24 protein-coding genes and 1 other RNA gene are annotated in these 23,734 nt (G+C 34.0%); 6 read left to right on the top strand and 19 right to left on the bottom strand.

The genetic code is table 11. The annotated features are described in order from the left end of the window. Window positions 1-334: 334 nt before the first annotated feature. Together RBU59_RS27505 and RBU59_RS27500 are read left to right on the top strand one after the other, a co-directional pair. Window positions 335-1,264: a diguanylate cyclase domain-containing protein gene (locus tag RBU59_RS27505; protein WP_308145658.1), complete on the top strand. Its 930-nt coding sequence runs from the start codon at window positions 335-337 to the stop codon at window positions 1,262-1,264. A gap of 32 nt (window positions 1,265-1,296) precedes the next feature. Next, window positions 1,297-2,103 carry a Cof-type HAD-IIB family hydrolase gene (locus tag RBU59_RS27500; RefSeq protein WP_308145657.1) on the top strand — a complete coding sequence of 269 codons (807 nt, stop codon included), beginning with the start codon at window positions 1,297-1,299 and terminating at the stop codon, window positions 2,101-2,103. Between the two features lie 212 nt (window positions 2,104-2,315). Here RBU59_RS27500 and pflA read toward each other — a convergent pair whose 3' ends face one another. The 7 genes from pflA to RBU59_RS27465 form a co-directional block, all read right to left on the bottom strand. After that, window positions 2,316-3,056 carry a pyruvate formate-lyase-activating protein gene (gene pflA, locus RBU59_RS27495; RefSeq protein WP_308145656.1) on the bottom strand — a complete coding sequence of 247 codons (741 nt, stop codon included), beginning with the start codon at window positions 3,054-3,056 and terminating at the stop codon, window positions 2,316-2,318. Between the two features lie 190 nt (window positions 3,057-3,246). Beyond that, on the bottom strand, window positions 3,247-5,472 hold the full coding sequence (gene pflB / locus RBU59_RS27490; protein WP_308145655.1) for a formate C-acetyltransferase: 2,226 nt from the start codon (window positions 5,470-5,472) through the stop codon (window positions 3,247-3,249). 211 nt (window positions 5,473-5,683) lie between these two features. Next, on the bottom strand, window positions 5,684-6,406 hold the full coding sequence (locus RBU59_RS27485) for an amino acid ABC transporter ATP-binding protein (protein WP_308145654.1): 723 nt from the start codon (window positions 6,404-6,406) through the stop codon (window positions 5,684-5,686). Continuing rightward, a complete protein-coding gene (locus tag RBU59_RS27480) occupies window positions 6,393-7,097 on the bottom strand; it encodes an amino acid ABC transporter permease (RefSeq protein ID WP_442871722.1) in 705 nt (234 codons plus the stop codon). The genes RBU59_RS27485 and RBU59_RS27480 overlap by 14 nt, the downstream gene beginning before the upstream one ends. Window positions 7,098-7,462: 365 nt before the next feature. Further along, window positions 7,463-8,269: a transporter substrate-binding domain-containing protein gene (locus RBU59_RS27475; protein ID WP_308145652.1), complete on the bottom strand. Its 807-nt coding sequence runs from the start codon at window positions 8,267-8,269 to the stop codon at window positions 7,463-7,465. 243 nt (window positions 8,270-8,512) lie between these two features. After that, a complete protein-coding gene (locus tag RBU59_RS27470) occupies window positions 8,513-9,187 on the bottom strand; it encodes a hypothetical protein (RefSeq protein WP_308145651.1) in 675 nt (224 codons plus the stop codon). 210 nt (window positions 9,188-9,397) lie between these two features. Beyond that, window positions 9,398-10,528, bottom strand: a complete 1,131-nt coding sequence (locus tag RBU59_RS27465) for an SLC13 family permease (protein ID WP_308145650.1) — start codon at window positions 10,526-10,528, stop codon at window positions 9,398-9,400. A 317-nt stretch (window positions 10,529-10,845) separates the two neighbouring features. Between RBU59_RS27465 and RBU59_RS27460 the strand changes: the two genes are divergently transcribed. Continuing rightward, complete coding sequence (locus RBU59_RS27460) at window positions 10,846-11,415, top strand: manganese efflux pump MntP (RefSeq protein ID WP_308145649.1); 570 nt, start codon at window positions 10,846-10,848, stop codon at window positions 11,413-11,415. 205 nt (window positions 11,416-11,620) lie between these two features. Here RBU59_RS27460 and RBU59_RS27455 read toward each other — a convergent pair whose 3' ends face one another. From RBU59_RS27455 to RBU59_RS27400, 12 genes are all read right to left on the bottom strand, one after another. After that, window positions 11,621-12,250 carry a histidine phosphatase family protein gene (locus RBU59_RS27455; RefSeq protein ID WP_308145648.1) on the bottom strand — a complete coding sequence of 210 codons (630 nt, stop codon included), beginning with the start codon at window positions 12,248-12,250 and terminating at the stop codon, window positions 11,621-11,623. A 23-nt stretch (window positions 12,251-12,273) separates the two neighbouring features. After that, window positions 12,274-12,753 (bottom strand): 23S rRNA (pseudouridine(1915)-N(3))-methyltransferase RlmH, encoded by a 480-nt coding sequence (rlmH, locus tag RBU59_RS27450; protein ID WP_308145647.1) that lies wholly within the window; start codon window positions 12,751-12,753, stop codon window positions 12,274-12,276. Between the two features lie 37 nt (window positions 12,754-12,790). Continuing rightward, the gene (locus tag RBU59_RS27445) at window positions 12,791-13,381 is read right to left on the bottom strand and encodes a histidine phosphatase family protein (RefSeq protein ID WP_308145646.1); all 591 of its coding nucleotides are present in this window, start codon (window positions 13,379-13,381) and stop codon (window positions 12,791-12,793) included. A gap of 225 nt (window positions 13,382-13,606) precedes the next feature. Then, window positions 13,607-14,032 (bottom strand): threonine/serine exporter family protein, encoded by a 426-nt coding sequence (locus tag RBU59_RS27440; RefSeq protein ID WP_308148652.1) that lies wholly within the window; start codon window positions 14,030-14,032, stop codon window positions 13,607-13,609. A 5-nt stretch (window positions 14,033-14,037) separates the two neighbouring features. Further along, window positions 14,038-14,814 carry a threonine/serine exporter family protein gene (locus RBU59_RS27435; RefSeq protein ID WP_308145645.1) on the bottom strand — a complete coding sequence of 259 codons (777 nt, stop codon included), beginning with the start codon at window positions 14,812-14,814 and terminating at the stop codon, window positions 14,038-14,040. 338 nt (window positions 14,815-15,152) lie between these two features. Continuing rightward, window positions 15,153-15,521, bottom strand: coding sequence for a PH domain-containing protein (locus tag RBU59_RS27430; RefSeq protein ID WP_308145644.1), 369 nt, complete (start codon window positions 15,519-15,521; stop codon window positions 15,153-15,155). A 21-nt stretch (window positions 15,522-15,542) separates the two neighbouring features. Next, entirely contained in the window at window positions 15,543-16,301 is a 759-nt protein-coding gene (locus RBU59_RS27425; RefSeq protein ID WP_308145643.1) for a DUF4352 domain-containing protein, read from the bottom strand. Between the two features lie 129 nt (window positions 16,302-16,430). Further along, on the bottom strand, window positions 16,431-18,002 hold the full coding sequence (locus RBU59_RS27420) for a sensor histidine kinase (protein WP_308145642.1): 1,572 nt from the start codon (window positions 18,000-18,002) through the stop codon (window positions 16,431-16,433). Then, window positions 17,999-18,676 (bottom strand): response regulator transcription factor, encoded by a 678-nt coding sequence (locus RBU59_RS27415; RefSeq protein ID WP_308145641.1) that lies wholly within the window; start codon window positions 18,674-18,676, stop codon window positions 17,999-18,001. The genes RBU59_RS27420 and RBU59_RS27415 overlap by 4 nt, the downstream gene beginning before the upstream one ends. 173 nt (window positions 18,677-18,849) lie before the next feature. Then, a complete protein-coding gene (locus tag RBU59_RS27410; RefSeq protein ID WP_308145640.1) occupies window positions 18,850-19,404 on the bottom strand; it encodes a hypothetical protein in 555 nt (184 codons plus the stop codon). Between the two features lie 210 nt (window positions 19,405-19,614). After that, window positions 19,615-20,292: a peptidylprolyl isomerase gene (locus RBU59_RS27405; RefSeq protein ID WP_308145639.1), complete on the bottom strand. Its 678-nt coding sequence runs from the start codon at window positions 20,290-20,292 to the stop codon at window positions 19,615-19,617. 130 nt (window positions 20,293-20,422) lie between these two features. Next, window positions 20,423-21,427 (bottom strand): Gfo/Idh/MocA family protein, encoded by a 1,005-nt coding sequence (locus tag RBU59_RS27400; RefSeq protein ID WP_308145638.1) that lies wholly within the window; start codon window positions 21,425-21,427, stop codon window positions 20,423-20,425. 376 nt (window positions 21,428-21,803) lie between these two features. On the opposite strand from RBU59_RS27400, the gene ssrA reads away from it, so the two are divergent. The 3 genes from ssrA to RBU59_RS27385 all read left to right on the top strand — a co-directional run bounded on the left by ssrA (window position 21,804) and on the right by RBU59_RS27385 (window position 23,460). Continuing rightward, window positions 21,804-22,150: a transfer-messenger RNA gene (gene ssrA / locus RBU59_RS27395) on the top strand. 673 nt (window positions 22,151-22,823) lie between these two features. Continuing rightward, window positions 22,824-23,021 carry a type II toxin-antitoxin system HicA family toxin gene (locus tag RBU59_RS27390; protein ID WP_308145637.1) on the top strand — a complete coding sequence of 66 codons (198 nt, stop codon included), beginning with the start codon at window positions 22,824-22,826 and terminating at the stop codon, window positions 23,019-23,021. A 25-nt stretch (window positions 23,022-23,046) separates the two neighbouring features. After that, a complete protein-coding gene (locus RBU59_RS27385; RefSeq protein WP_308145636.1) occupies window positions 23,047-23,460 on the top strand; it encodes a type II toxin-antitoxin system HicB family antitoxin in 414 nt (137 codons plus the stop codon). Window positions 23,461-23,734 lie beyond the last annotated feature (274 nt).

Raw genomic sequence — 23,734 nt, 5'->3', positions numbered from 1 at the left:
AAAACAATACCCGTACTTATATTATTTTATCATAAGATTATTAAAAAATTTATTGATATTTTATTAAGAATTTCTTGATAATACTAGATTAAATGTTACAGTCCAGCCTGGTGGACGAACTTTAAGGTTTAAAACTAATTACTGTTTCTTTTATTGGTATTATACGCCAATTAGGTGATACAACTGCCGATTTATTATAAAACATTGTTTTTACGATAAAATAATTTAACAATTTACTGTATTGAATTTTTAGCTAAAATGCTTTACTATTAATTAAGTAATAAAATGTTGCTTGTAACAGATTTTGATATAAAGATAATGCAAGGAGAATGTAATGGATAAAGACACCATATTAGTAGTGGATGATAGCGATATTATTTGCAGTATTGTAAAAGGAATATTGGAAACACCATCTTTGCATATTTATATTGTCCATTCCGGTGAAGAAGGTATTATAGCAGCACAAAAAATACATCCCACACTTATACTGCTTGATATAATTATGAACGGTATTGACGGATATGAAACCTGTCGACTCTTAAAGTCCAATAGTGAGACCAAGGATATCCCTGTTATCTTTATAACCGGCAACAACGATTCGGATTCCGTATTAAAAGGATTTGAAGTCGGTGCCGCAGATTATGTATCAAAACCTTTTATTCCTGAAGAATTAAAAGCTCGTGTTAAAGTGCATATGCAAAACATCAAAATCCAGAGAGAACTTAAGTTCTTAATGCAGGAATTAAAAGAAATGGCTGTTACGGATTATCTAACTAAATTATATAACCGCCGTTATTTTGCAGATCAGTTACAAGCTTACGTAACACAACATACGTTACCTATCTTTCTTTTATTATATGATATTGATAATTTTAAAAAGATCAATGATAGCTATGGACATAATGCAGGTGATATGGTATTAGTCACCGTATCAAATATACTAAAGCTGCTGCTTCGGGAAGAAGATATACTAAGTCGCTGGGGCGGAGAAGAATTTATGATCTGCTTACCTGATATTTCGGAAGTTGAAGCTATAAATCTTGCGAACAAACTTCGAAAAGAAGTGAGTGAGTACAGTTTTAAGTGTGATAATAATACCTTCCAATGTACGATTACGGGAGGTATTATTAAGTATGACAGATCTATATCCGCTGAAAAAAACTACAGCAACGTAGATCAGGCATTGTATCTTGGTAAATCATCAGGAAAAAACCGCTGCATATATAACTATCCTATACTGGAAAGTACAGAATTTATAAATTAATAGACTAACGAGAAATTCTTAAGGAGATACCAATGGCATATGAAATACTAGTTTTAGATATTGATGGAACATTAACGAATTCAAAGAAAGAAATTTCAGATAAGACTCTGGATTCCATAATGAGGATACAGCAACGCGGCCATAAAGTAGTCTTAGCTTCCGGACGCCCTACTCCGGGTGTTCTTCCATTAGCCAATAAATTAAAATTATCTGAGTACAACGGATTTATATTATCCTATAACGGTGCAAAAATAATAAACTGCAAAAACAATGAAACGATTTATCAAAAAGTTCTTCCGGGTGATATAATTCCTAAATTACATACTGCTGCTTCGGAATATTCTGTTGGAATTATTTCTTATGAAGATAACTGTATCATTACCGATTCGGAAATAGATGAGTATATGGAGACTGAAGCCAGGATAAATTGCATTCCAATAAAAAAAGTAAACGATTTTCCGTCATATATTAATTTTGACGTAAATAAATGCCTGATGACCGGACATAGTGCCAAGCTTGAGAAAGTTGAAGTTAATATGAAAGAAAAGTTTGGACAACAGCTCAGTGTATACCGGTCAGAACCGTTTTTTCTGGAACTAATGCCTCAAAATATTGATAAAGCTTATTCACTAAGCAAATTATTAGAATACCTAGGCTTATCTAAAGATCAAATGATCAGCTGCGGAGACGGATTTAATGATTTATCCATGATCCAGTATGCCGGAATGGGTGTAGCTATGGCAAACGCACAGGATATTGTAAAAAAAGCAGCAGATTATATTACCTTATCCAATGATAAGGACGGAATAGCCCATGTTATAAAGGAATTCATGCTGTAATATGCTAATCCGGCAACCGACAGATAATTTGCACAAAGTCCTGCTTATTTTTATAAATTCTAAATCACTTTTTGGTTTTACTTAAGTTTAGCAGACAAATTTAATTCTTAATAAAACCTAAAATCAAAATGGAGTATCCCATTAGTAAAATCAATACTGTAATAAACTTATCGTGCTGTTTTTACTAAGTGGGATACTCCTGTTAGATTGAATCAAACATTAACTGCTACTAATTTACCGCTTAATTCAAATATATTTTTCACTTCTTTCATTAATTCTTCGCTTGGCTCCTTTGTTGCAGAAAGCTTATATTCTATTCCCAGTTCTTTCCATTTATATTCTCCCATCTTGTGAAAACCTAATAATTCTATCTTACTAACATTAGGATAATCGGAAAGATGTTTGGATAATTCTCTAATACTCTCAATATTGTCCGTCAATCCGGGAACCAGAACATATCTGATCCATGTTTTGATCTTCTTCTCTTTTAAGTAATCCAGAAATTCCAGGGTTGGAGATAGGGATACTCCTGTAACCTCTTCGTAAACGATTGGATTATAGTTTTTTATGTCAAGCAATACGATATCCGTATATTCTAAAATTTCTTTCACATCATCATTCCAAATAAAACCGGAAGTATCAATGGCAACGGTTATTCCCTCTGCTTTACATCGTTTAGACATTTCTAATATAAAACCTTGCTGCATTAAGGGCTCTCCGCCTGTAAAAGTTACGCCTCCGCCGGAAAATCCCATATAAGATTTATATTTTACTATTTCTCTCATCAACTGTTCCGGTGTATACTCAATTCCTTTATTCGTATCCCAGGTATCCGGGTTATGACAGAATTGACACCTTAAAGGACATCCTTGCATAAAAACAACAAAACGTATGCCAGGTCCGTCTACAGTTCCGCAACTTTCAAGGGAATGAATTCTTCCGATTACATTCATTTTATCCACCTTACCTTTCCAGTTTAAAGTTGTTTTACTGATATCTTTTGTTTTGTTATTATTTTAATATCAATATAACCGTTATATAGACAAATTATTAAACCTTAATCCTCTTGAAATCATAAGTGCAATTAAGCTTGTTCCTGATTATATAATGTCAGGAACAAGCTTTGCCTGTACTTATTTCATTTTATCTTTCATGGAAAGTACGATTAATAACATCTAACTGCTGCTCACGATTTAATTTGATGAAGTTAACAGCATAACCGGATACACGAATCGTAAGCTGAGGATATTTTTCAGGATGATCCATCGCATCCATTAAGGTCTCACGGTCAAATACGTTAACATTAATATGATGTCCTTTATCACAGAAATATCCGTCCAGCATACCAACAAGATTGTTAACTCTTTCATCCAGACTCTTGCCAAGAGCTTTTGGTACGATAGAGAATGTGTAAGAAATGCCATCCTCCGCATGTTTATAAGGAAGTTTAGCAACCGATGCCATGGATGCAATCGCTCCTCTTCTATCTCTTCCGTGCATAGGATTCGCACCCGGTGCAAATGGTTCTCCGGCTTTACGTCCATCCGGTGTATTACCGGTCTTTTTACCATATACTACATTGGAGGTTATCGTTAAAACAGACAGTGTCTGTTTTGCACCACGGTAAGTTTTAACTTTACGTAATTTATTCATAAAACGCTCAACCAAATCCACTGCGATCTGATCTACGCGGTCATCATTATTACCAAAAGCAGGATATTCCCCTTCAATTTTGTAATCTACAGCTAATCCTTCATCATTACGAATCACTTTTACTTTTGCATATTTAATTGCAGACAAGGAATCAGCCACTACGGAAAGTCCTGCTATACCACAAGCCTCCGTACGTAATATCTCTATATCATGAAGTGCCATCTGTAAACGTTCGTAATTATATTTATCATGCATATAATGAATGACGTTTAAGGTATTGATATATAACTCAGAAAGCCAATCCAAAGTCTGATCAAACTTTAGCATTACTTCATCATAATCTAAATAATCACTGGTAATCGGTGCAAATAACGGTCCGACCTGTTCTCCTGCCTTTTCATCTTTACCGCCATTAATTGCATACAACAATGCTTTTGCAAGGTTTGCTCTGGCACCGAAGAACTGCATCTGTTTACCGATTCTCATGGCTGATACACAACATGCAATACCATAATCATCACCCCATACTTCACGCATGATATCATCATTTTCGTATTGAATGGAACTGGTATCTATAGAAACTTTTGCACAAAATTGCTTAAACGGTTCCGGCAGGAAATTGGACCATAACACTGTTAAATTAGGTTCCGGTGCAGGTCCTAAGTTATATAAGGTATGCAGGATACGGAAACTGCTTTTTGTTACAAGTGTTCTTCCGTCCATTCCCATACCGCCGATAGATTCTGTTACCCAGGTCGGGTCCCCTGAGAACAAATCATTATAAGATGGAGTTCTTAAGAAACGTACCATTCTTAATTTCATAACAAACTGATCCATTAATTCCTGAACTTCGGATTCTGTGATTAAACCATTCTTTAAATCCCGTTCATAATAAATATCCAGGAATGAGGATACACGGCCAAGACTCATTGCCGCTCCGTCCTGTTCTTTTATTGCTCCTAAGTAGCCAAAATATGTCCACTGGGTAGCTTCAAAAGAGTTTTTAGCTGGTCCGCCGATATCATATCCGTAAAAAGCCGCCATCTCTTTTAACTGTTTGAGGGCTTTAATCTGCTCTGAAATTTCTTCTCTTTCAAGGATTTCAGGTGATTCCAGTGTATTTCTCTCCAGTAATTTTTTCTGTTCTTTCTTTTCTTCTATTAACCAATCCACACCGTATAAAGCAACTCTTCTATAGTCACCGATAATACGTCCTCTGCCATAAGCATCCGGAAGTCCGGTTATAATACCGGTATGTCTTGCTTTACGCATAGCGTCGGTATAGGCGTCAAAAACACCGTCATTATGTGTCTTACGGTTATTTGTAAAAATCTCTTCTGTCGTTTTATCTAATGTATATCCATAGGCCTCCAGAGCGTTTTTAACCACTCGGACACCACCGTTTGGCATAATACCTCTCTTTAAGGGTTTATCCGTCTGAAATCCAACAATCAACTCTTTATCTTTATCTATATATCCCGGTCCAAAAGTTGTAATTGTGGAAGGCTTAAGTGTTTCTGCATCAATGATACCTTTTTTTGATTCTTCTTTCATTAAATCAGATACCTGATTCCATAAATCCATTGTTTTTTGTGTTGCTTCTGTCAAAAAAGAAGCATCGCCCTCGTAAGGTGTATAATTATGTTGAATGAAACTTCTTACGTTAATATCCGTAGTCCAGCTTCCCGTATTAAAATCATACCATTCCTGTCTCATTGTTTTTCTCCTTTTCTATATAAGCTATAGACCTTTTTGTGAAATATAGTGAAGCTTAGCAACTAACTGCCAATTTTTTTATGCACATAGCACATTTAGTAGTTGAGATTGTTTTCGCCTCTATATATTGTATTATAAGATAATGTCCTGTATTGTCAAGTGCTTTGTTGCGGAATAATTATCAATAAGACAAAACTATAACTATAATTATTTATAATACCTTGGATAAAAATTCTTTCAACCTTGGATTTTTCGGCTCATCAAAAAAGGCCCCCGGCTCATTTTGTTCTTTTATTTGCCCTTCATCTATAAATAAAACCCTGGTTGCTACCTCTCTTGCAAATCCCATTTCATGGGTTACAACGACCATAGTCATACCATCCTCTGCTAATTCTTTCATAAGGGCAAGTACCTCCCCTACCATTTCCGGATCCAAAGCAGAAGTGGGTTCATCAAATAACATTACATCCGGGTTCATGGCAAGCGCTCTGACAATAGCGATACGCTGCTTTTGTCCACCGGAGAGTTGCCTTGGATAAGCATCTGCTTTATCTGTAAGCCCGATACGCTCTAACAGCTCCATGGCTCTCTTATCAGCGTTTTCTTTATTCATTAGCCCAAGTTTAACCGGCGCTAATGTTATATTTTCACGTACTGTAAGATGCGGGAATAAATTAAATTGCTGAAACACCATACCCATTTTTTGACGCAGCTCGTTTATATTTGTTTTCGGATTGGTTATATTATTTCCCTCAAACCAGATCTCCCCGTCTGTAGGAACTTCCAATAAATTTAAACATCTTAAGAAAGTTGATTTTCCTGAACCGGAAGGTCCGATAATTACAACTTTCTCTCCCTGTTCTATGGTTTCATTGATGCCATTAAGAACCAAATGGCTGCCAAACTTTTTGGTCAGATTTTTAGTTGTTATCACCCTGGCTCATCCTCCTCTCAAAAATTCCCAATAATTTGGTTAATCCTAAAACAATAACCAAATAAAATACGGCCGAAATAAGAAGCGGCGTAAGTATGTCCCACGTCCGGGAACCGATATACTGTGCCGCTTTTGTCAGATCCGTTACGGCTATGATACTGGCAACGGAGGTTTCTTTAATAAGTACAATAAATTCATTGCCTAAAGCAGGCAGAATATTCTTGATTGCCTGAGGCATTATAATATAAAACATAGTCTGATTTGCATTTAGTCCCAAAGAACGTCCGGCCTCCATCTGTCCTTTATCTATGGATTCAATACCTGCACGTACAATTTCCGCAACATAAGCACCGGAATTAATTCCGAAACAGGCAGCCGCAACCACTATTTCATTCGTATCTCTGGATGTAAAAATCAGATTATAAATTATAAGTAACTGTATTATAACAGGTGTTCCCCTAATAATATTGATATAACAATTACATATGGTGCCAATAAAGCGTAAACCTTTTATGTTTGCCACCGAAACCTTTAAAGTTGCAACCAGTATCCCAATAAAAACACCAATAAGTATAGCAACTAAAGATATCTCCAAAGTCACTAATAAACCATCCAGATAATATTGATATCGATGTTCTGTTATAAATGCATCGTAATATCGATTTAAAAGTGATATAAACCAATCTCTAATAGTATCCAACTTAAACTTCTCCTTTTTTGAATAAATATATAAATATTTTATTTAAATCTATTTGATAATTATATTTCTGAATCAGCCTGATAATTCTTAACCTTCTTAAATAATCTTATATTTATTAATTTGTTTGTTTAACCTCTATTGATAAGTCAGACTGTTAATTCTTATCTATAATTCTGTTTTCAAAAGCAGCAATCTTCATCCTTACAATCTAATAACATAATTATTATATTAATGTTTATCATACCATAGCAGGTATAAATTATGCATATAATTATAAACACATAATAAGCAGCAGACAAATATAACTTCTGTCTGCTGCTTTCTGCATTTAAATTAATTGATTACTTGTTATGTAATCATTTTCCTGCATTTGTGTGGTTTGCAGTAAATTCTTCAATTTTGCCATCTTCATTTAATTTATTGATGACTTCATTGATTTTATCTAAAAGCTCAGTATTGCCTTTTTTTACAGCGATTGCATATTTATCTTCAAATAAGGTGCCATCTAAAATAGTGAGTGTATCATTGGAATCGACTAACTCCTGTGCAGGATATTGGTCCATAACGATACAATCTATTTTATTGTTTTTTAAATCTTCTGCAGCCTGAGCGAATTTCGTATAACGTTTGATTTCTTTCGCTTTAACATTTCCTTCGTCAGATACATAAAAATCAGCTATATTACCCTGCTGAACTCCGATTGTTTTATCGTTTAAATCTTCTACACCGGTAACGGCAGGATTCACCTTATTAACAACTACCACTTCTGTAGAATTAACATAATCAACCGAGAAATCCATGACTTTCTTACGTTCATCATTTACGGATACACCGGCCGCAACCATATCTACCTTGCCTTGCTGAACTGCAAGTAAAGCACCGTCGAAATCCATATTTTTAATCTCAAGTTTTTTACCCATAGCATCTGCAATAGCCTGTGCTATATCCATATCGATACCAACTACCTTGTCACCTTCCATGTATTCATATGGAGCAAATCCGGCTTCTGTTCCTACTATTAATGTGTCATTTTCTCCGGCTGTTGCACCTTCTGAAACTGAAGCACCCTCTCCTGCAGAATTACCAGTATCCTTTTTGGTACCGCAGGCAACAAGTGATATAGCAAGAACAATGGTAAGCATTGCACATAATAACTTTTTCATAAATAGTTTCCTCCTCAATTCATATTTATAAAATATTATTTATATTAATGCTTAGTATTGTACCACGTTCATGGAAAATTTCAAGAGTCTTTTTGCTTTTTTCCGAAACTCTTATGATATTTTTATCATTTCAATTTATTTTTTTACATTCTGAATCCCCTGTTTTTCGCATTTTCACTTACGAATCTGTCAACAGAACGTGTATATTGTATCTGCCTCACAAAAGATCCATACTGTTTCATATTATTCATTATCCTTTGTCTCACTATCGTCCTCAGATTCAACCTCTTCGTATTCTTCATCCACTGATTCTTCTGAATCAAAATCATCTTCTGAATCAAAATCGTCCTCAGAATCTATATCTTCTTTACTGACTTTCATTTTCTTATATATAAAGTTTTTAATACTGCTCTCTTGCGTTATTTTCACATCAACACCTGACATATAATTGTCAACATGAATATGAATAGTAGGAGCTGCATCATCATCAATTACCGGTACATTATTAGCTACACCACTGAATTTAGTTTTTGACGAAACTTCAACTTTAACATTTTCCGGTACTATAATACTGACTCCGCTCATGGTATTCTTGCAGTAAATATTCACATCATCTTCAATAATAGCATTACTTAGATCCAGCTTTAATCCACTGCATATAGTATTTACTATGGCACCGCTAAAACGTTCATTTTCAACTTTAATATTACGTCCTTTAAATGCCAGAAAGTAGTTCACTACATTCCCTGCCTCCAACACTTCATCTTCTTCATTATACCTTTCAACGAGTCTGCCTGCTACTTTAACTGTTGCTCTGACTGCCGAATAAGCGCAGATAAACTTAATCAGTTTTCTCTTTCTTCTTTTTTTACCTTTCGTTTTTACATATCTCTTAGTATCCACTGATTTTTTAGCCATATAAGAATCTCCTTTCCTATCATTCCAAGTTACTGGGATCAACCGCCAATTTTTCTACATTATGGATGATTATATTCCAATCCAAGAATGTATATTCCAGACCGTCTCAGTCTGACCGGTTTAATCCTAAGTGAAATAAATAGCTTTTTGATATTATATGCCAATGCTTAATAAAATGTATAGAACTTCCAGTCACAAAAAAAAACTCTATCAATAAGATTGAATAAAATATAACAGAATAAGTATCCCTATATTGGATACCGTAAAAACTATAAAATATTTCAAGTAATTCGGTCGGTCTGTTTTACAATAAATTCTATAAGATATTAGACTTGCTAAGGAAGCGATTAATGTACCAAGTCCGCCAATGTTGGTACCTATTATTAATTCCCTCGCATTATCCGTGAATTTGGATAATAAAACTGCTGCAGGTACATTACTGATTACCTGGCTTAATAGGATAGAAGATACTATTTCTCTGTTTTTTATCGTTTCGGATATTAGCTTGTGAATCATGTTTATATTACCTATATTTCCTGAAAAGATAAAAAAGCATAGAAACGTTATCAGGAGTGAATAATCAATTTTTTTTAGGATATTTCTATCATAAAAACATAAAAATAATATTATAAGCAACCATGTTACGCGGTAATCGATTCGGTGTATTACCGTACCAAGGCATAGGACAAATAGTATAAAATACAAAATTATATGCTTTACATTAACTGCATTTTTATTTTGCAGCTCATTGATAACAGTAATTTTATTTTGAGAAAAGTTAATCGGTTCCCCCTTTACAAATAGGCAGACAATACTGATTATAAATAATGAAAATATAGTTAATGGCAATGTAATTCTTAAGAAATCCATTTCACTTAACTTATAATAAGAGTACAAATATAAATTTTGAGGATTGCCTACAGGAGTCAGCATACTGCCGAGATTCGCCGCAATTGTTTGCATCACAGTTACAAAAATTAATTTTTTTTCTTTTCCCGTAAGTTTTAACATCATAACTGTAAATGGAACAAAAGTGATAAGTGCAACATCGTTGGTTATCCACATAGACGTAAAAAAGCACAGAAGAATCAGCACATAGCACATCCCCCGAACCGTTTTCACTTTACTTAGTAGCTTTTCAGATAGAATTAAAAATACTCCATTTTCCTGAAGCCCTGCAACTACTGCCATTAAAGAAAAAAGTAAAGCAAGGACACGGAAATCAATATATTTAATATATTCTAATGATGGTTCCACAAAAAACATTGTTAAAACTGCAAATGCAGCCGAAATTATTAAAACAGCTTCCCTTTTAAACAAAGGGGTTATCTTATGTATCATACCACTAGTCCTTTCTGTCAAAATCCAATTAATTGTACCACTTTTATTTAAATTTTCAACCATTACCTTGATATAATTTTCCTGTAAGTTGATTTTCGTTTTTTATTTTGAATATTATTGTATTACTAAAATAAAATTGTAATGTAATGTTTTTATATATAATTAATATCGTAACAATGATAAAATACTCCGGATAAAAATAACTGTCCATAAACAATGAATTCAGTTAAATTTTAATCGTATTTTTTCTAATAATAAATATAATAATATTTAATACTGATACTAATTAAAACCGGCTGTATTAAGGAGGTTCCTTCATGGGAATTGTAACAATTATTTTGCTGGCTTTCGGAGTAGCAATGGATGCTTTTGCCGTATCTGTAACAAACGGATTATGTTATGAGAAATTCAGACGGAAAGAAGCTTTTATGACCGCTGTCACTTTTGGACTGTTCCAGGCGGGAATGCCTGTGATAGGATATTTCATCGGAAGTGCTTTTTATGAAACCATCGCATTTTTGGATCACTGGATTGCTTTACTTTTATTAGGCGCAATCGGTGCTAACATGATTGTAGAGGGAATCAAAACATACCTTAATCCGGAAGAAAATTGTAATACAGAAAGTTTTTCAGTCAAACTTTTATTAGCCCAAGGTATTGCAACAAGTATAGATGCACTTGCCATTGGCATCAGTTTTGCCGTTATGAGGACCAATTTAATCCTCGCCATTATCTGTATTGGAATCATTACCTTCTGTTTCAGTCTATTTGGTACCTTCCTGGGTAAAAAATTTGACCGCTTTTTAAAGGAAAAAGCAGAGATTTTTGGTGGATGCATCTTAATTCTAATTGGACTGCGGATTTTTATTGAACATATGCTTTTTTAAGTTTTTTTCTTCTCCTTTATAATTTATGATCCTTACTCAAACAAAACCAGCCTTGCCGATTAAATAGGAATTTAACCTGCAAACCTGGTTTATTTACATCTTTTTAGAATTTCGAACTGATCTATTTTATTATTAAATATTCCTTGCCTTATCTATAACTTCAGACATCATATTTTTGAACACTCCTACTGGGAATGATCGTCTTTTACCAACTGTTATGACACTGTAATTCCGGATTAGCTTCTAAATGTGCAAAATCATTAAATCTCTGAAGATAAAACCGTTTATCTGTTTCATCATACACTAATTCGGTAATACTGCTATTTTCCAGGGTATAACCTAACAATAACCTTTTGCTTATATCCAACCCGATAAGACCGGCTATTAAGGCACGGATAACTCCTCCGTGAGTTACAACCGCAATATTTCTGTTACCACTATGAATCAATTCTTCTATGACAGTCACAGCCCGCCTAAATACATCGCGTCCGTTTTCACCACCGGGATAAGGAATATCTTCTTCTAATTTCATTTGCTCCCTTTTAAAGTCGTCAAAATGCTCTGCTATGTATGTTTTGGTTTTACCCTCCATATCTCCAAAAGAAATCTCTGTAAGATTTTCTCTTATATAGTGCCGCCTGTGTATATATAAATTAATCACTTCCGCCGTTTGGACTGCACGTATTAACTGGCTGGAATATAATGCATCAATTTCATAGGAAGCCAGTCTCTTACCAAGTAAATCGGCCTGTAAATATCCCGCCTCCGCTAAACCGGCATCTTCATTACATAAAGTAGTGTTCTGTTTACCGTGCCTTATTAAGTATATATTCATCGTAACACCTGCGCCTTTCTTATTTACTTATGATAAGGTTCGTTGGAATTAATCCGGTAAGCCCGGTATATCTGTTCTAATAAGATCACTCTCATCATCTGATGCGGAAATGTCATTTTTGAAAAACTGAGTTTGAAATCTGCTTTTCTCAGAACCTCATCGCTTAACCCTAAGGAACCTCCTATGATAAAAATAATATGACTGCAGCTATTTACTCCTAATTTTTCTATTCTTTCTGCTAGATCCGTTGAAGAAAGCATAGAACCCTCGATCGCTAAGGCAACTGTATAAGCACCATCTTTTACATGCTTAAGTATCCTCTCTCCTTCTGCTTTCTTAATTTGACTTTCCTCTGCTTCACTTGCCTCATCCGGAGTCTTTTCATCATTAACTTCAATGATTTCTAATTTACAGTAACGGCTCAACCGTTTTGTATATTCATCAATAGCTGAACTAAAGTATTTTTCCTTTATTTTACCTACACATATAATTGTTATTTTCATTTATAAACCTACAATATTCCGCCTGTTCCCTACAATATTACCGCTGTTTTAACTTTCCGCGAAATCCTTTCTTTTTATCAGGTTTCGTCTTATCCTCCTGTATGTATTGATACAATACACCATTTTTAACCATTCTGATTTTTTCACCGGAAAATCCTCGTTTTCTTAATTCTCTTTGTAAATTAAATAACATAAATCCATGAAATACAATTAGTATATTTTCCTTAGACCAATCAATCTGATCTAAAAAAACATTAATTCTTTTCCTTGTACCAATAACAGTTTCCGGCTGGCTCTTGGATTTAAACAGCCATGCTAACCTGCCGCATACATGCCATACTTCAAATGGCAGACGTAATCTGTCCGAATGGATGAAAGGTGCATTATCCACTTCCCTCAATAATTTATCTATAATCAAATTACCGCTGTAAACTTCCTGCGCTGTAACAATCGCTCTTGGAAGATCACTGACATAACAAATATCCCATTCAATCCCATACATATCAACATGTTTTTTTATTACTTTTGATTTCTCATAACACTCTGACCACTCTCTGAATTCCTTTGATGTCATCATTTTTTTATGCGGACAGTTAACCTTAAAGTGTCTTAATAGTCCAATTCTCATGATTTACCTTCTTTAATCCGTATTTACTATTTAAATAATTTGCTGCATTTAAATAAATAGTTTCATATTATATTACTTTGATAAATTTATTCTGCACCAGGAATAATTCTATAATTTAATTTATAACTCTTATATTAATATATTCTCTGAATTTCTAGTTATATAATTATTTTACCTGCATTTATTATGAATTGCAAGTTAAGAATCTTAATGCATAAATCTTCCTTAATTCTTTTGGAAGATGCGAAAGATAGTATCCATAATAAAAATTGCCAAAGCAATCATTCCGGCTAACTGCATGGTTTCACTAAAATAATAACCGGCTAAGGAGTTATCATTTCTGATTAAATTATATACAATACGATACATACCTACTCCCGGAACTAAAGGCAAGATACCGGCAATCAAAAATAAGGTAACCGGGGCTTTCATTAATCTTGCAAAACTATGGGAAATGAGCGCAACTACCAATGCTGCCAGAAACATACCTGCAACCGTAGAGCAGCCAACCTCCATAAGCAGTAAATATACCAGCCATCCCACAGCACCTACTAAGCCTGCACGTCCTAAGAATTTCTTAGGGACCCCGATTGTAATTGCCATGGAAATAACCGCGATAAACGATCCAATAACCTGTATCAATATTTGTATCAAAATCATACGGATATTCCTCCCGCTATAAAAGAGTAGAAAGCAATACCGATACCAATCCCGGCAGCTGTGGAAGTTGCCGAAACAAATGCCTCGATTGCTCTTGCACCACCCGACATATAATCGCCCTGTAAAGTATCCCGAATCGCATTCGTAATTGCTACTCCCGGCAGTAGTGGCATCACCGAACCACCGATTAAGGCATCCAGTTGGATTGCCAACCCTAAATTATGGAGAAAAAACATACTATTAAACGCAATCAGTATTGATGATACCAGGTTTTTTATGAAAGTATTTACTCTAAGGTTATTCGTAATAATAAAAATTATAACAATGAGCCCTCCGTTCAGACCCGCAATAATACTGTTTAACCAATCCCCGCCTAATAAGATGGTAAATGATAACGCAGCAATCATGGTACAGAGATAATTTACTGCTCTGCTATACGGTTTTTCATTTTTGATGGTTTTAAGGTTTTCATAGGCATCCTCCAGTGTAATTTTTCCGTCACATAATTTTCTGGACACATTATTTGCTGCATAAATATGGGATATATTGGTTATACGGTTATCCACTCTTTTTACAACTGTTATGGAATCTATATTAGAATCTCCCAAGGTTAAAAAGATACCGGTAGGTGTAACGAATGTTTCTGTTTTTTCCAGACCGGATATTTTTAAAATTCTACACATGGTATCTTCAACCCGATACGTTTCTGCACCGCCAAGAAGCATGATCTCTCCCGTCAGCATTGCAGTATCTACTAATAATTTATAGTTCATTGTCATTGTTCTCCAATCACAGTAATTTATTGAGATTATGAACGAAAAAGTTAACAAATAATTTTTATTATCTTCATACTTTACTCATATTTTAAAATTATAATTGACTTAAGAAAGTGAAATTATGCTTCACTCTCTCTCCTCCCCCATATTAATATATATTTTGAGTAAGCGGTAAATGGTTATCATTTATCGCTTTTCTCTTTCATTTATATACTAATTAATTGTTTTGTATTGATTACTTTACCAATCCGGTGTTTTTAAACCTGATGAATATTCCTATTGCATAAGAAAGGACAAGCCACATTTTAAAATCTGACTCGTCCTTTCAATTCCTATTAAATCTCATCCGTATCCACATCTGAATTATCAATATCCATAGTATGCAGCGTTCTTCTCTTTCTTCTCGCCTCTTCCGATGCGTTCATGAGAAAATCTTTAATTTGATTTGCATTCTTGATATGTAATAACTTAAGTTCCGGATGAGTTGTATCTCCGGTATAGCAAGTCACTGTTCCCAGCTTGAATATCCTCTCCATAAAGCTTTTAGTAAGTTTTACGTCCTGAACCTTGTACATAAATGCATCATCTACTGTAATACTAAGAAATCCGCTGGTTATGGTAATTTTCTCATCGGATATAGTATAAGTAGTAAAACAAATTGGCAATGCAAGAAACCTTGTCCTTTTTTTCTCAATATAAATCATCGTTTTGCTCCTCTAAAAATATTATTCATTTAAATCAATAACCGTAGTTCTATCTTCATATGAAATTGTAAGTTCTAAATTTGATCTATCCATATTCTCCGGTACATCAAACATAACTACGGCTTGCCTTGTTTTACCGGCAGCAACATCGAGATTTATATACTGAATATCATTATTAAGTAGTGTCAACATAGGGTTATATACCGTACCTGTTTTGTCAATCAGCTGATATTTTATCTTATCATTCTTTAAATCAAGAGTTCTGGCTTTCTGGGATGTATTTTTGATATTAAAATTAATTGCTAATAATTTATGATCTTTCGTCGTTTCTAATGTAAAAAATTTATATTCATCCGGGTAACTGTTATAAAATTTATGATTTATATACTTAATACTGAATTTGCCTTTAAAACTATCTTTATACAAACTCGCCAGGCTTACAGCGCTTCCATTTTGCTTATCAACAGAAAAATCGGAAGAATCCTGCGTTCCGGCTGAATTACTTGCTCCCGTGCCATTCCTGTTTATATCAGATGCTTTTATAGTATCATCGGAATCCGCTATCTCCCCATTTTCCGTTATGTCTTCAGAATCCGTCGTATCCGTAGTCGCTTCCGGATAAATCAATGCTTCATGATAATTTACATCATATCGTAACACAGTGCCTGCCATGTATTCAGCCAATACATCACTTTCCTGGTCATCTATTTCAATTAATTGCGCACATCCAGTCAGCATTACTCCACAGATTGTAATTAATATTAAGAGTAGTTTCCTCACAATTTATCCTCCCGTAGAAAATCATTATAATCACCTACATAATACCACTAATTACAAGTTTGGGCAATCAAAAACTTAAAAACTAAGAAGAATTTCTCATAAAAATCCATAGATCTGCTTAAAATGTGTTTAATTTATTTTTGTATCCAATTCAAACCAGAATTCAACACCTGTTTCATGATTAATTACACCACAATCCTGATTTAAGGACGACATAATGGCTTTTACTATCGAAAGGCCAATACCGCTTCCGCCATATTCCCTGGTTCTGGCTTTGTCCACCTTGTAAAACTTTATCCATATTTTATCCAAATCTTCTTCGGGTATATTAGCACCTGTATTAAATACAGCAATCCGAACCGAATTTTCCTGTTGTATTAGTTTTATCTCTATTATTTTTGCTCCATCCACATGATTCAGCGCATTACTTACATAATTCGTAACTACTTCCTCCACCATATATTCGTCTGCCCATACGTAGATAGGTTCCTTGTGCTCGAAATGAAGTAAGACTTCTTTTTGCTGAATTAATATTTCTGCTGAATCCAGAACAGAATGAATTATGGCAACAATATCAAACCGTTCGATATTGATTTGATTATTGCCGGCTTCAATTTGATTTAAAGATAATAATTTCTTAACCATTTCATTCATTTTTTTTGCTTCATCAATAATAACCTCACAGTAAAAATCCCTGCTGTCAGCGTCATCATTAATATTGTCTTTTAATCCTTCCGCATATCCCTGAATCAGAGCAATGGGAGTTTTTAATTCATGGGTTACATTGGATAAGAAATCTTTTCTCATTTCATCTATCTGTATTTTGTTCTGAATATCGGAAAGCAGCTCGTTATTGGCACCTTTTAATTCCGATATGGTTTTTTCCAGTTTTTCCGATAGAATATTAATACTACTGCCAAGTTCCCCTATCTCATCCTGCGTCGTTACAAAATATTTTGCATCAAAATCCAAATCGCTCATTCTTTTGGAAATACCTGCAAGCTGCAGAATTGGCTTCGAAAATCTTCTGCTAAAATAAAACATAATAATAGAAGCTATAATAACGGCTACCATTCCTACATAAGCTAAAAACTTATTCGCTACCTGTACACTTTCCTGTATGCTTTCCAGATTTGTCCGTATGAAGACATTGCCATCCTCCAAATCACCGACCAAATCAACATAGTTGGAATCAATACGGGGATCATATGTCATAAAAATATTGTATTTTTCTCTACTTAATATTTTTTTTGATTTAATTCCCTGACTCATCTCACCGAAAATATATCCTTTTATCCATTGAAGTATCTGGTCATATCTTTCATCTTTTTCTTTATCGTCTCTTTCATTTTCTTTATCTTTATCATCATTCTCAAATGGTACCCACTCGGAACGGTCATACCACCCTGTATTAGCAATAATATTGATACTTACATTACGGCTTTCCATAAGACGTTGCAATTTTAATTTATCCTGGCTGAAAGTAGTATTCATATCATCGCTCTTTTTAAAGATTGCATTTATTTCATCATAAGTTTCTCCCAATGTTTTTATTTTACTATGAAGATAATAATCCTCTAAAAGCGTCATATTTAAAAACAATAAAGTGAATATTGTAAAAATAATAATAAGGGTCAGGGTAAAAGTTAATTTAAAACGGATGGAGTGCCGGTTTATAATTTTGTTTAGATGGAGCTTCATGGTTCTACCTCAAATTTATACCCCATTCCCCAGATTGTTTTAATATAATCCCCTTTGGGGCCCATTTTACTTCTTAACTTTTTAACATGGGTATCAATCGTTCTGGCATCTCCAAAATAATCATAGTTCCATACATTATTCAAGATTCGTTCCCTGGACAAGGCAACTCCCTGGTTCGTAATAAAATACGTCAGTAATTCAAATTCCTTATAGCTTAGATCTATATTAATATCGTCGATTTTAACCTGATGTGCAGCTTTGTCTAGTACAATCCCGCCTACGTTAATAACATCTTCCTCTAAAGCATTGGCTCTTCTTAATATTGCTTCTACACGGGCTACTAATATTTTAGGACTGAACGGTTTCGATATGTATTCATCTACACCTAATTCAAAGCCAAGCAATTCATCCTTTTCATCACTTTTAGCAGTCAACATAATAATAGGCACCTTGGAATATTGGCGTACTTCACGGCATACCTGCCATCCATCCATCTTCGGCATCATAACATCCAAAATAATTAATGCAATTTCTTTACTTTCAAAAAAAATATCAACTGCCTGTTCCCCGTTTTCCGCTTCCAGTACATCAAAATTTTTTTTACTTAAAAAATCTTTAACCAGTTTCCGCATTCTGCTTTCATCATCTACAACAAGTACTTTTAATTTATCCATAATATACCTCCTATCCAAACAATATGTTCGTCCTTAAGGACGGACGTCTTTTTTTAACAATGATAAAGATAATTTTGTTGCAAAAGTACATTGTTAATTTAAATATGCTCGTCTTTAGCTATATTATAACAATTATTTATGAAAAAAGTATGTTTTAACATTATAATTCTTAATTATTCAAATGTATTTATACCCTCCAAAGCTTCTTCTCTTTGAATTAAATCCTCTTCTCTGTTATTTAATTCCTCTTCCCAGGCAGAATAACGATTTATTATCTTATTTTCAAAATCAGCATACACTGATTTGTTCGTATAAATAGCAATTATCAGCATTCCGAGGATTGTAATCAATAAGAATATGTTAATGATTCTCTTATTCCGTATAAGGTTTTTTTGTTTTTCAGTCAATTGTTTATATTTTTCAAAATCTGAAATGTCTATATTATTGGCATTTTGCACAGGTATATAAATACCGTCAATATCTTCTTCTTTCACAATGCCTGAACTTAGGACCACAACCTGAAGCTCTTTTAAAAAAGTGTATCCAATTATGGTATGAAAGGTGCGGTTTTCTATTAACTTATTATAAAGTTTAAGTACAGTTCCGGGATCAGTTAGATCGGCTTTGGATCGTAAAATATGGATAGACTCATATTCCTCCTTTGCTGAATTATAATCTTTATTGTTACTGAAAAGATATCCGCCTATTATTAAACCTTTCTCTCGCATATGATTATCTCCTATCTTTACCAGTTGGTTCCGGAATTACTTTCTTTAAAAATTCATCCGCAGATCAATCTCCAGTAAAAAAATTACTACTACTGGTTTACGAAGAATACTTATAAACAGTAACATAACGTTTATTTCTTCGTGATTAGAACTACGGATGATTAAAATTTGTGTGTGATTTTTCGTTTAATTCAAAGTATATCCGGTTACCTATTTTTTGTATTTAAATACATTTATCTTATCAATAATGACGTCTTTTACCGGTTTATCATTACTATCCACTTCCACCGCTGCAACCGTATCCAAAATATCCAACCCATCATAAACCTGTCCAAATACGGTATGTTTGTTATAAAGCCACGGGGTTCCTCCGACTTCACTATATTTGGCAACTGCCTCTTCGTTAAATTTTATGCCGTTTTGCTGTTCAACTTTGCTTAACATATCCATGCCATAGGTTTGTTTTGTCTGGACAATAAAAAACTGGCTTCCATTGGTATTTGGTCCGGAATTGGCCATACATAAGGCACCTCGGTAGGGTTGCAGTTTATCTGAAAATTCATCTTCAAAATTATCACCCCAGATACTTTCACCACCGGCCCCGGTTCCTGTGGGATCACCCCCCTGTATCATAAAATCATTTATAACCCTGTGAAAGGATAATCCATTATAATACCCATCTTTTGCATGTTTAGTAAAATTTTCTACTGCTTTTGGAGCAACATCATCAAAAAATTTAACAAAAATTGAACCATAATCCTTAATTACTATTTCAGCAACCGTTTCTCCGTTTTTCGGTTCTGAAAATTGATCCGCTTTTTTAGAACATCCTCCTAATAATGTCAAACTGATTACCATAATTAATATTAATGATACTGCTTTTTTCATATTACCTCTTTTCCGACTATTTAATTTAATTAAATACTCTTTATTTTTAAGTTTATTATTCTTCTTGATCCATTTAACTCTTTCTGAACTTAAAACCTGTTTTTTCTTCAATGGAATCTTGCTTCATTAATTATATACTATGAGATGAATCAAGGTCCTGCTGGTATTTTAAGCCCCAGTCTTCCCGTATTCCATCCATAATCGAGAGAATATCCAAAGTATCCTGTACCGGATTCAATTTACTTTCTAATTGACCGGTTCTTAAACAAGCATTTACCTCATAAGCCTGGAATTCATAACCGTTAATTCTTCCATCCTCCGTATAAGCTTCGATTTCATTACCTTTCTGATCATAAATCACCGCTTTATCCGCCATCCAAAAGTTCGGAATAACGATTTTTCCACTATCGCCAATGATAATAGCCTCCTTACCTACTTCTGCATTAATTGCAGAACTTAACATAGCAATAGCATCCATACCAAACTTAAATAATATACAGTTTTGTACATCAATACCATTGTCTAAAAAAACACCGGTTGATACGACTTGAACCGGTAATTTTCCCATTAAATGTACCGCGTAAGTAATGGGATATACCCCAGCATCCAATAATGCACCTCCGGCTAAGGAATAATTATATAAACGATTCGATTCATTATAAGGCACAGTAAATCCAAATCCGACTTGCATTTTTTTTACTTTCCCGATTTTTTCATTGGTAATCCATTCTTTTACTTTCTTTGTAACCGGCAGAAATTTTGTCCACATTGCTTCCATAAGAAATACCTTGTGCTCCTTGGCCAGATCCATTAGATATTTCGTTTCTTTGCTATTGACTGTAAACGGTTTTTCACATAAAACTGCTTTACCATTTTTTATACAAAGTTCGGCATTTTTCATGTGTTCCGTATGTGGAGTACCAATATATATTACATCAATATCCTTGTCCTTAGCTAATTCTTCATAACTTCCATAAGCTTTTCGAATACCAAATTTCCCTGCAAAATCCTTTGCCTTATTGACATCCCTGGATGCTATGGCAGCAAGTTCCGTATATTCCATTTGCTTTAGAGCAGCTGCAAAAGAGGCAGAAATATTACCGGCTCCGATAATTCCCCATTTTATTATTCTCATACTAATCCTTTCCTGTTTTTACTTCTTATTTCCAATGTCTGCATCCTATGGAAAAACAATAATATTTTATCACTAAATTCCTTAATTGAAAATCCTATCTTTATAAAAAGTTTGAATAAATGAAATTGTAATGTTATTGCCCACGGAACTGCTGCTTTTTGCAGGGGAGTGAACAGTAAACATTGTAATTATTTATTGACATTTAATGCATTTTGATATTTATTTTAGGCTAAAAAATTTTTTCTAAAAAACACATTTTAGACACAAATTAAGGTTATACTATATTCATGTGATTCAGAATTCGTCTGTTAACCATTTATATTCTGTTGCAAAGTATTACTTTTCATTCAGATATAAGCAACCAAATGTATATTAAGGGGTTGTACTGGTTTCGACGGGGGTTTTGAAGTTGCGGAAGCCATTCGCGGACTAGGACCGCGTCATCAACTTAGAATTAAATTTAAACGCAGACGATAATTTAGCGTACGCTGCCTAATGGCAGCTGTCGACCTTAAGCTTCTTGCGGCTTAAGACCTCGGCATCAAATTAGCAAGGCACTTTGTCTTCAAAGCTTTGAGAGGATAAAAGAATTTATGAAGCTACTGAAGTCTAAAGCCTGTCAACCGGCGTTAGACGGAGGGAATGTTAAATGATTGACTGTAATGGGAGATGCTGCAATGAATGGGCTTTCGGACAGGGGTTCGATTCCCCTCAGCTCCATCATTCAAACCACTGTCCGTATAGATTTCTATATAGTCGTGGTATATGAGTATTTTGGAAATATAGGTCTTGATGATGTGCTTTTGATCTTCAAGGCCTTTTTCTTTTAGGTTGATATCATTCTTAAGTTTTTCTCTTATAAATTCTTTCGGAGGAAGTATGATTTTTCCTAATTCAATTCTATGATATTCTATCTTTTTATTAAAAAAAGTTTCAGAAATAATTTCTTCACGTGCTACTTTAGATAAAAATTGAAAACATTATAATTTAATGCCCATAACCGTTCTCCTTTCTATGCGGTAATATCTAAGGTTTATTTTTATGCCATAGATATTACCACATAGATTTAATAAAAGTAATAAGTTGTTTATTTTGTCAGTTACTCTTTAAATGTTCTATAATTTAAGATATTAAAAAAATATCACAGACAAAAACAAGCCTCAAGAGCCGCGGGAATACTCCCTTCTTGACACTTTGTTTATTATTCAAACTCGATAATTCATTATGCCAGTAATCTCATAATTGGTGTTATCCATGTCCTGGACACTTGATTCACGATTCTCCTTAAAAAGTAAATATAATAATTAAGCAAATTAAATACGTAATAAATTATGTGTTTTTATTGACACATAATAAATTATGTATTATAATATATGCATAACAAGAAGGAACACGAATGAAAAGTTACTCGTCGAGAGAAGTAATCAAAATACTTATAGAAGATGGATGGTATGAAGTAGGTTGTGTAGGTGACCATCACCAATTTAAACATCCAACAAAAAAGGGACGAACTACTGTAACACATCCAGTAAGGGATATACCAATTGAAACATTAAAAAATATTCAAAGACAATCGGGAGTTAAGTTTTCTTAACTCCCAACTAAAGGAGGTTCATATTTTGAAAAACAGATATAGTTTTATTGCGACATTTCATTATGCAGAAGATGGTATTTCCATCTCTTTTCAAGATTTGCCGGGCTGTCTTCCATGTGCTTTAACTACCGAAGAAGCTCTTAAAAATGCAAAAGAAGCTTTAGGTTTACATTTATGGGGAATGGAACAGGATGATGAGGAAATACCGGAACCCACACCGCTTCAGCTTATTCACTTAGATAATGGTGATTTGCCTGTTCTTATTGATGTATTTATGCCAACAATAAGAGATAAAGTAAAAAATCAATTTACTAAAAAAACTCTCTCACTTCCTGCATGGCTTGCTGCAGAGGGTGATGCAAACAATGTGAATTTTTCTAAATTATTTCAGAATGCTTTAATGGAATATTTAGAAATAAACGATCAACCTAAACCTTAATTGATTAGGTAATTATCCAATTGTAAAGGCTGTCTAATAACAGCCTTTATTTACACTATATATTGTTTCATATCCAAGTAGAAATCTATTCTTTCTTTCGTGGCTCTGTCTATGGCAGATATGGGCAGGAGTAAATTGATGTTCCTTTCAGCTCCATACGAAGCGGTAGAAACGACCTGCCGTTCAACCGCAATAATAGCTGTATTTAGAAATGTCTTTAGTATAGTTGTTTCAACAAAAGTTCTAGGCACTTTTAAAAAAACAGTGAAATTAA

The organism is Anaerocolumna sp. MB42-C2, from assembly GCF_030913705.1.
In the GTDB taxonomy this organism is placed as follows: Bacteria; Bacillota; Clostridia; order Lachnospirales; family Lachnospiraceae; genus Anaerocolumna.
This window is presented reverse-complemented; position numbering and strand designations above follow the sequence as displayed.

Coding starts and splice junctions, on each gene's coding strand:
- RBU59_RS27430 (WP_308145644.1), bottom strand. CDS start 15,521: ATGATTTATATTGAGAAAAAAAGGACAAGGTTTCTTGCATTGCCAATT.
- pflA (WP_308145656.1), bottom strand. CDS start 3,056: ATGAATGTAATCGGAAGAATTCATTCCCTTGAAAGTTGCGGAACTGTA.
- RBU59_RS27415 (WP_308145641.1), bottom strand. CDS start 18,676: ATGGATAAATTAAAAGTACTTGTTGTAGATGATGAAAGCAGAATGCGG.
- RBU59_RS27405 (WP_308145639.1), bottom strand. CDS start 20,292: ATGAAAAAAGCAGTATCATTAATATTAATTATGGTAATCAGTTTGACA.
- RBU59_RS27460 (WP_308145649.1), top strand. CDS start 10,846: ATGGGAATTGTAACAATTATTTTGCTGGCTTTCGGAGTAGCAATGGAT.
- RBU59_RS27410 (WP_308145640.1), bottom strand. CDS start 19,404: ATGCGAGAGAAAGGTTTAATAATAGGCGGATATCTTTTCAGTAACAAT.
- RBU59_RS27475 (WP_308145652.1), bottom strand. CDS start 8,269: ATGAAAAAGTTATTATGTGCAATGCTTACCATTGTTCTTGCTATATCA.
- RBU59_RS27465 (WP_308145650.1), bottom strand. CDS start 10,528: ATGATACATAAGATAACCCCTTTGTTTAAAAGGGAAGCTGTTTTAATA.
- RBU59_RS27435 (WP_308145645.1), bottom strand. CDS start 14,814: ATGAACTATAAATTATTAGTAGATACTGCAATGCTGACGGGAGAGATC.
- RBU59_RS27505 (WP_308145658.1), top strand. CDS start 335: ATGGATAAAGACACCATATTAGTAGTGGATGATAGCGATATTATTTGC.
- rlmH (WP_308145647.1), bottom strand. CDS start 12,753: ATGAAAATAACAATTATATGTGTAGGTAAAATAAAGGAAAAATACTTT.
- pflB (WP_308145655.1), bottom strand. CDS start 5,472: ATGAGACAGGAATGGTATGATTTTAATACGGGAAGCTGGACTACGGAT.
- RBU59_RS27470 (WP_308145651.1), bottom strand. CDS start 9,187: ATGGCTAAAAAATCAGTGGATACTAAGAGATATGTAAAAACGAAAGGT.
- RBU59_RS27445 (WP_308145646.1), bottom strand. CDS start 13,381: ATGAGAATTGGACTATTAAGACACTTTAAGGTTAACTGTCCGCATAAA.
- RBU59_RS27500 (WP_308145657.1), top strand. CDS start 1,297: ATGGCATATGAAATACTAGTTTTAGATATTGATGGAACATTAACGAAT.
- RBU59_RS27420 (WP_308145642.1), bottom strand. CDS start 18,002: ATGAAGCTCCATCTAAACAAAATTATAAACCGGCACTCCATCCGTTTT.
- RBU59_RS27400 (WP_308145638.1), bottom strand. CDS start 21,427: ATGAGAATAATAAAATGGGGAATTATCGGAGCCGGTAATATTTCTGCC.
- RBU59_RS27390 (WP_308145637.1), top strand. CDS start 22,824: ATGAAAAGTTACTCGTCGAGAGAAGTAATCAAAATACTTATAGAAGAT.
- RBU59_RS27455 (WP_308145648.1), bottom strand. CDS start 12,250: ATGAATATATACTTAATAAGGCACGGTAAACAGAACACTACTTTATGT.